Raw genomic sequence first — 14,324 nt, forward strand, 5'->3', positions numbered from 1 at the left:
TTAATCGTTATGATCCTTAGCTGTTTTTGAAAGTTGCCCTTTCAATCACGCTTGGCTTTTGTTTAGTTTTCAAAGAACAATCGTTATTTTTAAGTTGTTGCTGTTTGACAGCGACCTTCTCATTATATCAAACTGATAACATCTTGTCAACAACTTTTTTCTGTATCTTTTTCGCTTCATTTCAAAGCGACAATGTTAATTGTAACAACTTGTTCACAAAAAGTCAACAACTTTTTTCGTTTTTTCAAAAGCTGCTTCAGAAATGACAAGTTATATATTATCACCTGCCTGTTATTTAGTCAACAGCTTTTTTAAGTTAAAAAAAGAGCAGCATAAGCTGCTCTTAAATTAATCTCTTTTACGCATTTGCGGAAATAATAATACATCCCTAATAGATGGTGAATTGGTCAGCAGCATAACAAGGCGATCCACACCAATGCCTAAGCCTCCGGTTGGCGGCATGCCGTACTCAAGCGCTTCTAAAAAGTCTTCATCCATCATATGTGCCTCATCATTTCCTTCGGCCCTTTCTTTTACTTGTGCTTCAAAACGTTCTCTTTGGTCAATAGGATCATTAAGCTCACTAAACGCATTAGCATGTTCACGCCCGACAATAAACAGCTCAAAACGATCAGTGAAGCGAGGATCATCAGCGTTCTTTTTGGCTAATGGAGAAATGGCTACAGGATGTCCGTAAACGAATGTAGGCTGAATTAATGTATGTTCTACTTTTTGTTCGAAAAATTCATTAACGACATGGCCAAAAGTCATATTAGGTTTAACATCGACGCCATGCTGGTGCGCTAATTCACGCGCTTCACCATCAGTCATCTCTTTCCAAAAATCAACGCCCGTTTGTTCTTTGACAGCGTCAACCATATGAACCCGTTTCCACTCAGGTTTTAAATCAATCTCATGCTCTCCGTAAGTGATTTTTGTTGTACCTAACACTTTTTCGGCAATATAAGCAACCAAATTCTCAGTTAATGACATAATATCATGAAAATCGGCATATGCTTCATAAAGCTCTAACATTGTAAACTCAGGATTGTGACGTGTAGATACACCTTCATTTCTAAAGACGCGGCCAATTTCATAGACTTTTTCCAGTCCTCCGACAATTAACCGTTTAAGGTGGAGTTCAATGGCGATCCGCATATAAAGCGGAATATCTAAGGCATTATGATGAGTGATAAACGGACGCGCGGCAGCACCGCCTGGGATATTATGCATCATTGGTGTTTCAACTTCTAAGAAACCTTGTTCATCCAAATATTGACGCATGTATCGTAAAATCTTACTTCTCGTGATAAAAGTATTCTTTACTTCAGGATTCATGATAAGGTCAACATACCGTTGACGATAACGCTGCTCGACATCCTTTAAACCATGGAATTTATCTGGCAACGGGCGCATTGATTTTGTCAACAGTTTAAAATCGGAGACTTTAATTGATAACTCTCCAACTTTTGTTTTAAAGACAACACCTTTAATCCCAACGATATCGCCAATATCAATTGAGTTAAACAAATCGTATTGTTCATCGCCCACTGTGTCTTTACGAACATAAATTTGAATCTGCCCTGTTAAATCTTGAATATGTGCAAAACCTGCTTTCCCTTTACCGCGCTTTGTCATTATTCGTCCAGCTAAAGTAACGGAAACATCCTTTTCAGCGAGTTCCTCTTTTGTAAATTGATCATAAGCTTCTGCAACTTGCTCGGCGGTATGAGATCTCTCATATCGTTCTCCAAACGGATTAAGTTGATTTTCTAGGAGTGTATTTAATTTTTCTCTTCTCGAGCGAAGCAAATCATTTAATTCAACATCCTGACTCATAATAGCAGCTCCTTATCTCGGTCATATGTACGGACCTATTATTTAAAATGGACAATGCCTTTAGATTTCTAAAGCAATATGATTAAAAGACTGCCAGTACGCACCGGCAGCCTTGTATCTAGGTCGAATTATAGTTAAGCAGACAGTTAATGTCAACCTAAAGCGATTATATGATTTTATTTAAGACGCTTGTTCAACTGTTAATTTTTCAACAAAATCATATAAAATTTCTTTAAGCTCATCCGCTTTCTCACAAACATTGACCTTTTTGCGCACATTGTTGCTTCCGCGTATCCCTTTTAAATACCACGCTGCATGCTTCCGCATTTCTTTTACCGCTATATCCTCGCCTTTTAATTTGACTAATCGGTCGAGATGTAAGCAGCAAACATCGATTTTTTCTTTCGGATCCGGATCAGGCAGAAGGACGCCGGATTCTAAGTACTGAACTGTACGATACAGCATCCAAGGATTTCCCAACGCTCCTCTTCCTATCATAACACCGTCAACACCTGTTGTATCAAGCATGCGCTTGGCGTCTTCAGGCGTTACGACATCACCGTTGCCTATAACAGGAATGCTAACCGATTGTTTAACTTCCTTTATAATATCCCAGTCAGCTTGGCCTTCGTACATTTGAACCCTTGTACGGCCGTGAATAGCAACCGCTTGGCCGCCTGCTTTTTCAACGGCTTGGGCATTTTTCACCGCATAAATATGGTCATCATCCCAGCCTTTTCTCATCTTCACTGTAACGGGCTTTTCAACATTTTCTACAACAGCTGAAACCATTTCATAAATTTTATCCGGGTTCAGAAGCCATCTGGCACCAGCGTCACACTTTGTGATTTTCGGTACAGGGCAGCCCATATTGATATCTATGATGTCTGCGTTCGTATATTTATCTACATATTTCGCTGCTTCTACAAGCGTTTCTTTAGACCCGCCGAAAATTTGCAGGCTTAAGGGCTTTTCCCTTTCGTCAACATAAAGCATTTCCAGAGATTTTTTATTTTGATTGATAATCCCGCGGTCAGCAACCATTTCGGCACATACAAGTCCGGCTCCAAATTCTTTGGCAATTAAGCGAAAGGCTGGATTGCACACGCCGGCCATCGGTGCTAAAACCACTTGATTCTTCAATTCAATCGGCCCGATTTTTAACATGTTATCATCCCTTTAATTCTTTATTTCCATTAATTCATCAATAGATACACCGAGAGTATCAGAAATTTTTTTGACTAAATGATCTTCAGGCAAACGGTTGCCCCTTTCAATTTCACCTAAGACAGAGAGCGAGACATTTACTTCTTTTGCCAAATCTGCTTGGGTATAACCCTTTAGCTTTCGAAAAGCCCGAATTCTCCTTCCCCATTGTTCGGCCTCCATATGCGCACTCCTTCTTCACTTTTCAGTTTCTTATATAAGTTTTCGATGGATTCATTAATGTGGGGGACGATTAATTCTGCATTAATCTCTTTTAAAGGGGTTAATACAAATAGTCGTTTTGAAAGTTCAGGATGCGGCACTTTTAGATTTTCCTTCTCAATATTTTCTTTATTATACAATAAAATGTCAAGGTCAATCGTCCGGGGTCCCCAGTGTACATCTCTTTTTCTTCCAAGTGAGCATTCAATCGCTTGACAGACTTTTAGCAATGATTCGGGGGATAGACTGGTATGGACTTCAGCCGCCAAATTCAAAAATTCCCTCTGTTCAACAGGTCCATACGGTTCTGTTTCGTAAATTGAAGAACAGCAAGCGATGCTGATATTAGGATGATGATTTAATTTCTTTAATGCCTGGAATAAATAGCTGTCTCGATCCCCCATATTTGAACCTAGACCAATATATGCAACTGACTCTTCTTCCATCATCATTACCGGCTCCTTGTTAATTCAATAGCTACAGAATCATAATATCCCGGTATAGGCGGATCCGGTTTAGTTACTTTGATATGGCACTTTTGAATGTTCGGGAAAGTGGAAAGCAATGCTTCGGAAATATCTTCTGCAACACTTTCGACTAACTTTTTAGGCGGACCCTCAACAATCTTTTTCGTGATTTCATAAATATCCTGGTAATTGACCGTTTTATTGAGATCATCATTTTTTCCGGCATTTTTTAAATTCAGCTCTAAGATAACATCGACAAAAAAACGCTGACCCAGCTTATTTTCTTCGCTGAAAACGCCATGATAACCATAAAAAGCCATTTTATTAACATAAATCTTATCCAATCGGTTCACCTTCCGAAAGCATGATATCCATCATTTTAGCCATTTGTGCGATTGATTTAACATCATGAACCCTAACCATTTGACAGCCTTTAGTAATCGCTAAGCATACTGTAGCCCCTGTACCTTCCATTCGATCATTGACGGTTGTCCCCAGCGCTTTGCCAATAAACCTTTTTCTCGAAGTTCCCAGAAGCAGCGGATAACCTAGACTATGGAATGCCTCAAGGTTATTCATCACTTTTAAATTATCGTTGTACGTCTTAGCAAAACCGACGCCAGGGTCAATAATAATTTTATCATCAGCCAAACCGGCATTTTTAACCAAATTTATACTTTCTAACAGATCATTTTTCATATCTGTTAAAAGGTCTTGGTAATCTAAGTTATCTCTGTTATGCATGAGAATGATCGGAGCATTATAGCTCGCCGCAATAGAAGCCATGTTCGGATCTTTCTTCGCGCCCCAAACATCGTTAATGATATCGGCTCCGGCTTCTAAAGCTTGCTTTGCTGCTTCAGCTTTATACGTGTCTACGGAAATTGGAATATCAGACACTTTCCGTATCGCTTTAATCACCGGTATAATTCTTTCTAATTCAATATCAAGAGGGATGAAATCACTGCCCGGACGCGTGGATTCTCCCCCTATATCTATAATATCAGCCCCGTCGCGAATCATCTCCAGAGCATGCGACACAGCTACATCAATTCGATTATAACAACCGCCGTCAGAAAAAGAATCCGGCGTAACATTTAAAATGCCCATGATGATTGTTTTCTTGCTGAAATCAAGTGTATGATTGCGAATAATCATTTGATGGTTATGCTGCTTTATTGCTAACATGACTTTCACCGCCTGGCAGGATTTCTTATATATTTCTTTTAAAATGTTTTAATGTTACATGTGAAACAAATTAATGTTTGTTTTAAACATGTACTTTGCCAGCATAGTGCTGTAAAAATTGCTGCAGAACTCTCATGCCATTCTTTGTCATAATTGACTCAGGATGAAATTGAACCCCTTCTATCGGCAATGTTTTATGACGGATACCCATGATATCTCCTTCAGATGTCCAAGCGCTAACCTCAAACACTTCCGGCAATGAAGCTTTATCAACAATTAACGAATGATATCTCATCACTTCAAAGTCGGCGTCCAGATGTTTAAAAATGGTCTTTCCATCATGTGTGATGACTGATGTTTTTCCATGCATAAGTTTCTTGGCTCGGATAATCTGTCCGCCAAAAGCTTGGGCGATAGCTTGATGGCCAAGGCAAACACCAAGTATAGGAACGCTTCCGGCAAATTGACGAATGACTTCAAGACTTACCCCAGCCTCATTAGGCGTACACGGACCAGGCGATATGACAATATAATCCGGGCTCAATTCATTTATTTCTTGAACACTTATTTGATCATTCCGATATACCCTGATATCCTGCATCAAATGACCAAAGTATTGGACAAGGTTATAAGTGAATGAATCATAATTATCAATCATTAAAATCATCAGCTTCTCCTCCTCAGCTCTGCTCTCCTCTTCTTCACTCAACTGCCCTATTCCCAAAACAAATGACATATTATGACTTTACATATAAGCCTAAACCGGATCATGAAAACCGTCAATATCTTATACCAAACTTTTAGTATAAAAAATCAGGCTGTCGCAAAACGATCGACAACCTGACTTCTAAAACCTTCAACTTCAATTGTCTCATTACTGCTTATTCATCAAATTGATAAAGCGGCGTACTTAAATATCTTTCTCCATTACTCGGAAGTACAACAAGAACTTTCTTTCCTTTGCCAAGCTGCTTAGCGACTTGAATGCCGGCATATATCGCAGCGCCTGAGGAAATGCCTCCAAGAACGCCCTCTTTTTTCGCAGCCAAACGTGCATACTCAAAGGCCTGCTCAGTTGTTACAGTAATCACTTGGTCGTAAATTTGTGTATCTAAAGTATCCGGTATGAAGCCCGCGCCTAATCCTTGAAGTTTGTGCGGCCCAGGTTCACTTCCAGACAAAATAGCAGAATCAGCCGGTTCAACAGCGTATAGTTTTATATCTGAATAGTTTTCTTTTAAAACTTTTCCTGCTCCAGAAATCGTTCCCCCTGTGCCGATACCGGCAACAAAGGCATCCAGCTGATCGCCCATTTGTTCAACAATTTCCCTGCCTGTCGTCAGACGATGAACTTCCGGATTCGCCTTGTTTTTAAACTGCTGCGGCATAAAATATCCTTTTGCTTCTACTAACTCTTCGGCTTTTGCGATGGCCCCTTTCATGCCGCTTGGGCCAGGAGTAAGAATCAATTCGGCGCCATAGGCCCGCAGTAAATTCCGCCTTTCCATACTCATCGTTTCAGGCATAACAAGAATGGCGCGGTAGCCCTTTGCTGCGCACACCATTGCAAGGCCGATGCCGGTGTTTCCGCTGGTAGGCTCAATAATTGTATCTCCAGGCTTAATCTTTCCTTCTTTTTCAGCTGCCTCAATCATCGCTTTAGCAATACGGTCTTTGACGCTGCTTCCAGGGTTCATGTACTCAAGCTTTGCATATAAATCCGCTTCATTTTCACCTGTTAATCTGCCGAGTTTGACAATAGGTGTTTGACCGATTAAGTCTATAATCGAATTCGCAATCATATCGTTTCCCCTCTCGCATAAGAAATCCGAGTAATTGAGTTTGTTTTGTTGGAATTATCTTAACAAACCTTTTCACAGGGTGTCAACGAAAATTTACTAAATTGCCCGATAAATTTCCTGCAAATCATCTTCCGAGAAACGATAGGTCTCCCGGCAAAAATGACAAGAAGCTTCAGCACCGTGATCCTCTTCGATCATTGCCTTGATTTCTTCCTTGCCCAGGCCGATTAATGCATTTGCAATTTTTTCTTTGGAACATTGGCATTTGAATTTGACCGGCATCTTATCAATAACCTTATAATGCCCTTCGCCAAATAAAGTGTCGAGAAGATCTTCGGGCGTTTGACCGCTTTCGATCAATTTGGAAATCGGCGGAATTTCAGTCAGCCGTTGTTCAATTTTATCAATCAAAGTGTCGCTTGCTCCCGGCAGAACTTGAATCAAAAAACCTCCTGAAGCTTTAATGCTGTTATCAGGATTAACCAAAACACCAACACCTACAGCAGACGGAACTTGTTCCGAACGAGCAAAATAGTAAGTAAAATCATCGCCGATTTCGCCTGAAACGATCGGTACTCTGCCGGTAAAGTTTTCTTTCAAACCTAAATCCTTAACAACACTTAAAAAGCCGTTAGTCCCTACTGCCCTGGCTACATCGAGCTTTCCTTGCTTATTCAGCTCAAAATGGACCTGGGGATGGCTCACATAACCTCTTGTTTCTCCTTTTGCATTAGCATCCACAATGATGGCACCTATAGGACCTCCGCCTTCAATCGTGACAGTTATTTTCTCTTCGCCTTTAAGCTGTGCGCCCATCATCGTTGCTGCTGTCATAGACCTGCCAAGAGCGGCAGACGCCGTCGGCCATGTCTGATGGCGCCGCTGCGCTTCATTCACCATATCTGTCGTTAGAATAGTCATAGCCCTTATTTGCCCGTCGTAGGCAAGTGCTTTTATCAAGTAATCAGACAATGCGTTTGTCCTCCTTCCGGCTTTGAACTAAACTTTATTTCTTGTATAAATTAGATACAAACCTTTTAATGTTAGGAACGGATCAATATGATCGATCATATTTGTTTCTTTGCCAATTAATGAAGAGAGTCCGCCTGTTGCAATGACAATAGGCTCTTTCTTTGCTTGCTGCTTCATTCTTGTAACAATACCTTCGACTTGTCCGACATATCCATAGAGAATACCTGATTGCATGGCATTAACGGTGTTCCTGCCAACAATGTGCGGCGGTTTCATAATTTCTATTCTTGGCAGCTTTGAGGCTTGATTATAAAGCGCCTCGGTTGAAATATTGACACCGGGAGCAATCGCACCGCCGATATAATTGTTTTCTTCATCAATGTAGCAATAGGTTGTCGCGGTGCCAAAATCAATGATAATCATCGGAGCTTGATAATAGTGTATGCCCGCAACAGCATTTACAATACGGTCAGCTCCAACTTCTCTCGGGTTGTCATATTTTAAATTCAAACCCGTTTTAATGCCCGGCCCGACAACAATAGGCTTTTGCTTAAAATATTTTTCGCACATACGCTCTAAAGAAAACATAATCGAAGGGACCACTGATGATATAATAATGCCTTTAATTTGTTCAAATTTTAAATGAACATCCAAAAAAAGGTCCTTAATAATCATCGCAAATTCATCTTCTGTTTTATCGCGGTTTGTCGCTATCCGCCAATGATGAACCAGTTCATCGCCTTCATAAACGCCTAATACAATATTCGTGTTACCAACATCGCATACAAATATCATTTTGATCACCATACTAATTATTGTTTAAAACGCTTATATCTTACCATAAAAAATGGATGCCTCCTAATTTTGAGGCATCCATACGTTTGTTTATTCGTCTATTTTATTGTCTTCATCTGGGTTTTTATCCTCAGATTCTTCTTTTTTATTAATATTGACTTTCACATCTGCGTCATCTGAACTATATTTATTTTTATTTGCTTCAATCAGTTCGCCGCGTTCATACAGCGCACGAATTTGATCAGCCTCTAAAGTTTCAACTTCAAGAAGCGTTTGCGCAATAAGTTCGAGCTTATCTCTGTCTTTTGTAAGGATTTTCTTACAGCGCTCATAACATTCTTTAATAATACGCTGAACTTCCATATCGATTTCATAGGCAATCGCGTCACTGTAATTCGGTTCATTCTGAATATCGCGGCCCAAAAATACTTGACCGCTTTCGCTGGTTCCGAATTGCATTGGTCCCAGTTTCTTGCTCATACCAAATTCAGTTACCATTTTCCGCGCTAAGCCGGTAGCTCTTTGGAAGTCATTGCTGGCACCGGTACTTACTTCACCAAAAGTAAGCTCCTCAGCAACACGTCCGCCAAGCAAACCGGTAATTTTCTCTAGCAGCTCTGGTTCAGTCATGAAGTAGCGGTCTTCCTTAGGAAGGGTTACAGCATAACCGCCTGCTTGACCGCGCGGAACAACCGTTACCTTATGGACAGTTTCCGCACTTGATAAGTTAAGGCCGATAATGGTGTGGCCTGATTCATGATAAGCAACAATATTTCTTTCTTTTTCAGAAATAACACGGGATTTTTTGGCCGGACCGGCAATGACGCGTTCCACGGCTTCGTCTATGTCTTCCATATCAATTTGCTTTTTGTCGCTCCTTGCCGCAACAAGGGCAGCTTCATTAAGCAAATTCTCCAGATCGGCACCAGAGAAACCTGGTGTCAGTCTAGCAACGGTTCTAAGGTCAATTTCTTTAGCCAGCGGCTTGTTTCTTGCATGAACGCGCAATACAGCTTCACGTCCCTTAAGGTCTGGACGGCCGACAGGAACTTGCCTGTCAAAACGGCCGGGACGCAAGAGCGCAGGGTCTAGAATATCCGGACGGTTCGTAGCAGCGATAATAATGATGCCTTCATTAACGCCGAAACCATCCATTTCAACGAGGAGCTGGTTCAATGTTTGCTCGCGTTCATCGTGGCCGCCGCCAAGTCCTGCACCGCGTTGTCTGCCGACAGCATCTATCTCGTCAATAAAGATAATACACGGGGCATTTTTCTTTGCATTTTCAAACAAATCACGAACACGGGAAGCACCGACGCCGACAAACATTTCCACAAAGTCCGAACCGCTTATAGAGAAGAACGGTACGCCTGCTTCACCAGCTACCGCACGAGCCAGCAACGTTTTACCAGTACCAGGAGGACCGACTAAAAGAACACCTTTTGGAATCCGGGCGCCTAGAGCCGAAAATTTCCTTGGGTCCTTCAAAAATTCTACAACTTCGACGAGTTCCTGCTTTTCTTCATCTGCTCCTGCAACATCCTTAAATGTTACTTTCTTTTTGTCTTCTGAATATAATCGGGCTTTGCTTTTGCCGAAATTCATGACACGGCCGCCGCCGCCTTGAGCCTGATTAATCAAGAAAAAGAACAGAATAAAGATGATGGCAAACGGGATCATCGTTGTAAGAAAGTTTATCCACCCGCTGGTTTGCTCCTGGGGTTTAAAATGAACATCTGTTTGTTTTGCTTGATCTCTTATTTGATCAACCGCTTTTTCATTGAAAGGTACATATGTTTTAAAAGATGTATTTCTATCGTAATTTTTCAATTGACCTTGAGCAACATAAACGCTGCCTTCAGGCTGCAATGTCAGTGATTTAACATCGCCTTTAACTAAATGCTGTTGAAATTCACTATAACTCATGGAACGTACTTCTTGATTCGAAGTCGTAAAGAAGCTCACTATTCCAATTATAACTAAAAATATGAGCAAATATATAATGGTATTTCTAAATATTCGACTCATCCCTTACCTCCTCCCGCAATAAAAGGAAACCATATTTTATAGTACCATACTCATTTTAAATGTCACAAGAATTATCACTCATATACTTCGGGCTTCAAAACCCCAATGTAAGGAAGGTTGCGGTATTTTTCTGCATAATCCAACCCGTATCCTACCAGAAATGCGTCAGGGACTGTGAACCCGGTTAAATCCGGAACAATATCTACTTTCCGGCCTGTCGGCTTATCCAGGAGCGTGACAATTTTAATGGACTTTGCTTTGCGGTATTTTAATAAATCCACTAAATAACTAAGGGTCAGACCGCTGTCAATAATATCTTCTACAATAAGAATGTCTCGTCCCTCCACTGAGGTGTCCAGATCCTTAATAATCTTAACTTCCCCAGAAGAGACTGTAGAATTCCCGTAACTGGAAACATCCATAAAATCAATTTCCAAGTGTACATGTATCCGTTTAATCAAATCCGCCATAAATGGCAAAGCACCCTTAAGAATGCCGATCACAAGCGGAAACTTGCCTTCATATTCCCTTGATAGCGTTTCACCTAGCTCAATGACTTTATTCTGAATGTCATCTTCAGTATAAAGTATGTCTTGCATATCTTCCTTCATTACGCCTGCCTCCCAAAATTAGCTGTTGGTTCAAATGTTAATATTAGGTATTTTGTATTTTTCACATCCAAAGATGCTTTATTGCTATGTTTCAGCAAAGGTAACCATAAAACATATCCATTTGCATCAACGACAACCGGCCACACTTCTCTTAACCTGCGGTCTATCTTAGCATTGATGAAAATGTCCTTGATCTTTTGGGTGCCGCTCATCCCTTTGGGAGCTATACGGTCGCCATTTTGCCGCGATCTTACAATAAGCGGCTGTTCCGCTTGATCATACGGGCAAATAAAGCGGTTTAATCCCTTTTCATAACCATTAACATCATTTGTTACTTCTGCTGTAATCGTGCCTGCAGGAATCTGTGTAACGCCCGGAACGGCAAGTGCTTTTTCATAGTTCGCATGCCTGTTATGATCTTGCTTAAATGTGAACGTGCATTGATCATATGACCGGACAGCAATCAATTGATTAGGAAGATGTCTCGTTCCTGATGATTTATCAGAACGAAACCAATCCAATAATGTCTCAATATGTATTGATTGAAGTGATGGCTCAATATGTTTGTTATGGTAAAGATAGTTTAATATTAGATGAATAATTCTTCTTTGTAAAGGAATCGGAGTATGAAGAAAATGCTGTATTGCTATTGTTATTTGCTCTTGTCTTTTAATTGTCACAATATCAGGTAGCTTTTCCTGAGCTAATTGATCTAAATAGCGATTGTCATCATACAGCATTTCGCTGTCGTGTTGAAACCGCAAATGAACTTGAGGGTTTTCAGCCTTTAAAAAAGGAAGTATAACCTTTCTAAATCGGTTTCGTGTGTACTCATCAGATTCATTTGTTTTATCAACTCTTGGTTGAATGCCGTTTTCAAGGCAATATTTTTCAATTTCCTTCTTTGTGACAGTTAAAAAAGGCCGAATGATTTTTCCGTTCATAAATGAACGCGATACCGGAATCCCTGCCCGGGCAGCGCCGAAACTCCCTCTTACCTGCCTCATTAACATCGTCTCGATCTGGTCATCCCCGTGATGAGCAAGAGCAAGCGCTGCAGCGTTATATCGTTTCATGACGTCACCGAAAACTTTGTAGCGGCAAGCTCTCGCAGCAGCCTCTGTACTGATGCGGTGTTCCTTTCTATATTGGGGAACATTAATACTTTTACCTTCAAATAATATATCCTTTCGCTTGCAAAAAGATGCAACATATTCTAAATCTTTGCGGGAATCGCCGCCTCGCAGCATATGATCAACACAACAAGCGATTATTTTGATGCCCCACGATTCTTTCATCTTATTTAAATAATCAAGCAGCGCCATCGAATCAGGGCCGCCTGAAACTCCTACAACAATTGTGTCATGGCGATGGACTAATTTATGACGCTTTATAAACTGTTCAACAATATGCTCCAAGAAAAAGTCACCTTTGCTTTTGATTTAGTTCATTCGGGAGCCCCTCTGCTTTCATGAGCCCCCAGTCCTTATAAACATCATCCATTTTACATAACATATAACTTCAGGTAAAGAATATAAAGGCCTGCTGCGAACACTCCTAAAACTAACATTGCCATCCAGCCTCTTTTTCTCCTTCTTCTTTTTTGCTGCATTTTCCTGCTGGGTTTGACAGGCTTATTATAATAACGTGTTTGCGGGGATGAGGTTTCATTTATTTGCTGCAATAATTCATCTCTCATATCTTTTGCTCTAGTATATTTTCCCGTTATCGCTTTATTTAAAACCGTTTGCAATGAACTCAGCCTCTTGTGATTCTTTATATATTCGAGCAATTGCTTCTTGGAGTCTTGCTGTTTTTCAAAACGTTTGCGCCCTGCTGCATAAACTAGAATCATAGCAGCAGCAAACAAATCGTATTGAGGGTCGGCTTTTCGGTGTCCAAAACCCCAATAGCCGCGGTCGAAAAATTCAGTATACTCCTTGACTGACCGCCCTATTAAAGTAACGCCGCCAACATCAAGCCACCTTATTCGAAATCCGGGTTCTGAAACAATTAAATTTTCCGGCTTAAGATCGCCGAATATCCATCCCTCTCGGTGAAGTCTCTCTAAATCCTTTAAAAGTTGAATCATCAATATGCAAGCCCAATCAAACCCTTTGACTTTAAGGTATTCAACCAAAGGGAGACCGCGGATATACTCCATAGCATAAAAACTGATATTTCTTCCGCGGGCCACCCAATCATCGACATCATACAAAGAAGGTCCCAGGGGTTCTCCTTGGACCTTTTGCAATTCCTTCAATACATTTACTTCAGTTGTTGCCTGCGAGCGATCTTTGCTGAATTTAACAGCAACTCTGCCAGCCGGAGAGTGGGCTAAGTAAACCGTTCCTTGCGCACCGCTGCCCAAACATTTTATCACTTGATAGCTTTTCCCATGCCATTTACCTGTAATCATTGTGCCGGAAGCTAAATTAATATCCTGATTCTTCATAGAATGATTCATCATCGGATAAGAAACTCCTCCTAGATGTTTTGGAAAAGGTTTGAATGGCTTCCCTAATCGCTGGACCTGTTGGCGTAATGCCGCCGGAAGCTAACTTTGTAAAAACGCTGCTAATGCTGTCAATTTGCGGTGTCCAGGCCATAAGCTTGTTTGTAGCATGACGTTTCCCGGGAAATGAATACAGGCAAAACTGATTGTTTCCCATACGAGAATTTAAACTAATCGATAAATCTAGCAAAGCTTCTTGAACAGTCGGAAGCTTACTTTTCATACTAGCGCTTGTATCTACTAGAATACACACTTCTAAATCAACCGTTTCTCCTAATTCATCAACGACCTCCATGACCTTGCCGCGCTTCTCAGGCGGAAGATCTTCCATCGTTTCATGATCCCCGAGAATATTTTGCAATTCTTGGTTAATAACCCCCTTAATTGTTTGGGTCATCGCTTGTCTTGTAACCATCTGCACTGTTTGAGATAACTGCTTTGTGTGCACAATTTGACTGATGCCGCCGCCGGCCAGAGCAATATCCTCTATTTCCCGTATACCGCTGTCATCTGATTGATGGTCGTGTATAACGCCAATGACATTTACAGCAATGCCTTGTTCCTTTGCTAACGCGGCCATCGCAGCGGGGTCTTCTCCTTGATTTGAACAGCCATCAGTAATTAAAAGGATTTGTTTTAAAGTTCCTTTTTTCATTTCTGTTCACCCTCTCTTGACTTA

Annotated in this window: 15 protein-coding genes; all 15 read right to left on the reverse strand. The window is 40.9% G+C overall.

All coding sequences use genetic code 11. The annotated features are described in order from the left end of the window. Window positions 1-348 precede the first annotated feature (348 nt). A complete protein-coding gene (lysS, locus tag JOD45_RS12925) occupies window positions 349-1,839 on the reverse strand; it encodes a lysine--tRNA ligase (RefSeq protein WP_205004318.1) in 1,491 nt (496 codons plus the stop codon). 180 nt (window positions 1,840-2,019) lie between these two features. Next, window positions 2,020-3,006 carry a tRNA dihydrouridine synthase DusB gene (dusB, locus tag JOD45_RS12930; RefSeq protein WP_205004319.1) on the reverse strand — a complete coding sequence of 329 codons (987 nt, stop codon included), beginning with the start codon at window positions 3,004-3,006 and terminating at the stop codon, window positions 2,020-2,022. Window positions 3,007-3,018: 12 nt separating this feature from the next. Continuing rightward, a complete protein-coding gene (locus tag JOD45_RS12935; protein WP_205004320.1) occupies window positions 3,019-3,228 on the reverse strand; it encodes a helix-turn-helix domain-containing protein in 210 nt (69 codons plus the stop codon). Further along, window positions 3,180-3,716: a 2-amino-4-hydroxy-6-hydroxymethyldihydropteridine diphosphokinase gene (gene folK / locus JOD45_RS12940; protein WP_239549274.1), complete on the reverse strand. Its 537-nt coding sequence runs from the start codon at window positions 3,714-3,716 to the stop codon at window positions 3,180-3,182. The genes JOD45_RS12935 and folK overlap by 49 nt, the downstream gene beginning before the upstream one ends. A 2-nt stretch (window positions 3,717-3,718) precedes the next feature. Then, window positions 3,719-4,078, reverse strand: coding sequence for a dihydroneopterin aldolase (folB, locus tag JOD45_RS12945; protein WP_205004321.1), 360 nt, complete (start codon window positions 4,076-4,078; stop codon window positions 3,719-3,721). Next, entirely contained in the window at window positions 4,071-4,922 is an 852-nt protein-coding gene (gene folP, locus JOD45_RS12950; RefSeq protein WP_205004322.1) for a dihydropteroate synthase, read from the reverse strand. Before folP ends, folB begins: the two co-directional genes overlap by 8 nt. Before the next feature lie 82 nt (window positions 4,923-5,004). Beyond that, a complete protein-coding gene (pabA, locus tag JOD45_RS12955) occupies window positions 5,005-5,589 on the reverse strand; it encodes an aminodeoxychorismate/anthranilate synthase component II (RefSeq protein ID WP_205004368.1) in 585 nt (194 codons plus the stop codon). Window positions 5,590-5,803: 214 nt separating this feature from the next. Next, window positions 5,804-6,724, reverse strand: coding sequence for a cysteine synthase A (cysK, locus tag JOD45_RS12960; protein WP_205004323.1), 921 nt, complete (start codon window positions 6,722-6,724; stop codon window positions 5,804-5,806). Window positions 6,725-6,820: 96 nt separating this feature from the next. Continuing rightward, complete coding sequence (hslO, locus tag JOD45_RS12965) at window positions 6,821-7,696, reverse strand: Hsp33 family molecular chaperone HslO (RefSeq protein WP_205004324.1); 876 nt, start codon at window positions 7,694-7,696, stop codon at window positions 6,821-6,823. Between the two features lie 27 nt (window positions 7,697-7,723). Further along, entirely contained in the window at window positions 7,724-8,491 is a 768-nt protein-coding gene (locus tag JOD45_RS12970; RefSeq protein WP_205004369.1) for a type III pantothenate kinase, read from the reverse strand. A 90-nt stretch (window positions 8,492-8,581) separates the two neighbouring features. Further along, window positions 8,582-10,519 carry an ATP-dependent zinc metalloprotease FtsH gene (gene ftsH, locus JOD45_RS12975; RefSeq protein WP_205004325.1) on the reverse strand — a complete coding sequence of 646 codons (1,938 nt, stop codon included), beginning with the start codon at window positions 10,517-10,519 and terminating at the stop codon, window positions 8,582-8,584. A 74-nt stretch (window positions 10,520-10,593) separates the two neighbouring features. Beyond that, complete coding sequence (gene hpt, locus JOD45_RS12980; RefSeq protein ID WP_205004326.1) at window positions 10,594-11,130, reverse strand: hypoxanthine phosphoribosyltransferase; 537 nt, start codon at window positions 11,128-11,130, stop codon at window positions 10,594-10,596. Continuing rightward, entirely contained in the window at window positions 11,130-12,548 is a 1,419-nt protein-coding gene (gene tilS / locus JOD45_RS12985; protein ID WP_205004327.1) for a tRNA lysidine(34) synthetase TilS, read from the reverse strand. The genes hpt and tilS overlap by 1 nt, the downstream gene beginning before the upstream one ends. Before the next feature lie 86 nt (window positions 12,549-12,634). Beyond that, complete coding sequence (locus JOD45_RS12990) at window positions 12,635-13,600, reverse strand: serine/threonine protein kinase (protein WP_205004328.1); 966 nt, start codon at window positions 13,598-13,600, stop codon at window positions 12,635-12,637. Next, window positions 13,566-14,300: a VWA domain-containing protein gene (locus JOD45_RS12995; protein WP_205004329.1), complete on the reverse strand. Its 735-nt coding sequence runs from the start codon at window positions 14,298-14,300 to the stop codon at window positions 13,566-13,568. Before JOD45_RS12995 ends, JOD45_RS12990 begins: the two co-directional genes overlap by 35 nt. Between the last annotated feature and the right edge of the window lie 24 nt (window positions 14,301-14,324).

This window comes from Scopulibacillus daqui, from assembly GCF_016908855.1.
In the GTDB taxonomy this organism is placed as follows: Bacteria; Bacillota; Bacilli; order Bacillales; family Sporolactobacillaceae; genus Scopulibacillus_A; species Scopulibacillus_A daqui.

Excerpts from the sequence above, each read along its gene's own strand:
- lysS (WP_205004318.1), bottom strand. The coding sequence starts at position 1,839 with ATGAGTCAGGATGTTGAATTAAATGATTTGCTTCGCTCGAGAAGAGAA.
- dusB (WP_205004319.1), bottom strand. The coding sequence starts at position 3,006 with ATGTTAAAAATCGGGCCGATTGAATTGAAGAATCAAGTGGTTTTAGCA.
- JOD45_RS12935 (WP_205004320.1), bottom strand. The coding sequence starts at position 3,228 with ATGGAGGCCGAACAATGGGGAAGGAGAATTCGGGCTTTTCGAAAGCTA.
- folK (WP_239549274.1), bottom strand. The coding sequence starts at position 3,716 with ATGATGGAAGAAGAGTCAGTTGCATATATTGGTCTAGGTTCAAATATG.
- folP (WP_205004322.1), bottom strand. The coding sequence starts at position 4,922 with ATGTTAGCAATAAAGCAGCATAACCATCAAATGATTATTCGCAATCAT.
- pabA (WP_205004368.1), bottom strand. The coding sequence starts at position 5,589 with ATGATTTTAATGATTGATAATTATGATTCATTCACTTATAACCTTGTC.
- cysK (WP_205004323.1), bottom strand. The coding sequence starts at position 6,724 with ATGATTGCGAATTCGATTATAGACTTAATCGGTCAAACACCTATTGTC.
- JOD45_RS12970 (WP_205004369.1), bottom strand. The coding sequence starts at position 8,491 with ATGATATTTGTATGCGATGTTGGTAACACGAATATTGTATTAGGCGTT.
- ftsH (WP_205004325.1), bottom strand. The coding sequence starts at position 10,519 with ATGAGTCGAATATTTAGAAATACCATTATATATTTGCTCATATTTTTA.
- hpt (WP_205004326.1), bottom strand. The coding sequence starts at position 11,130 with ATGAAGGAAGATATGCAAGACATACTTTATACTGAAGATGACATTCAG.
- JOD45_RS12990 (WP_205004328.1), bottom strand. The coding sequence starts at position 13,600 with ATGATGAATCATTCTATGAAGAATCAGGATATTAATTTAGCTTCCGGC.
- JOD45_RS12995 (WP_205004329.1), bottom strand. The coding sequence starts at position 14,300 with ATGAAAAAAGGAACTTTAAAACAAATCCTTTTAATTACTGATGGCTGT.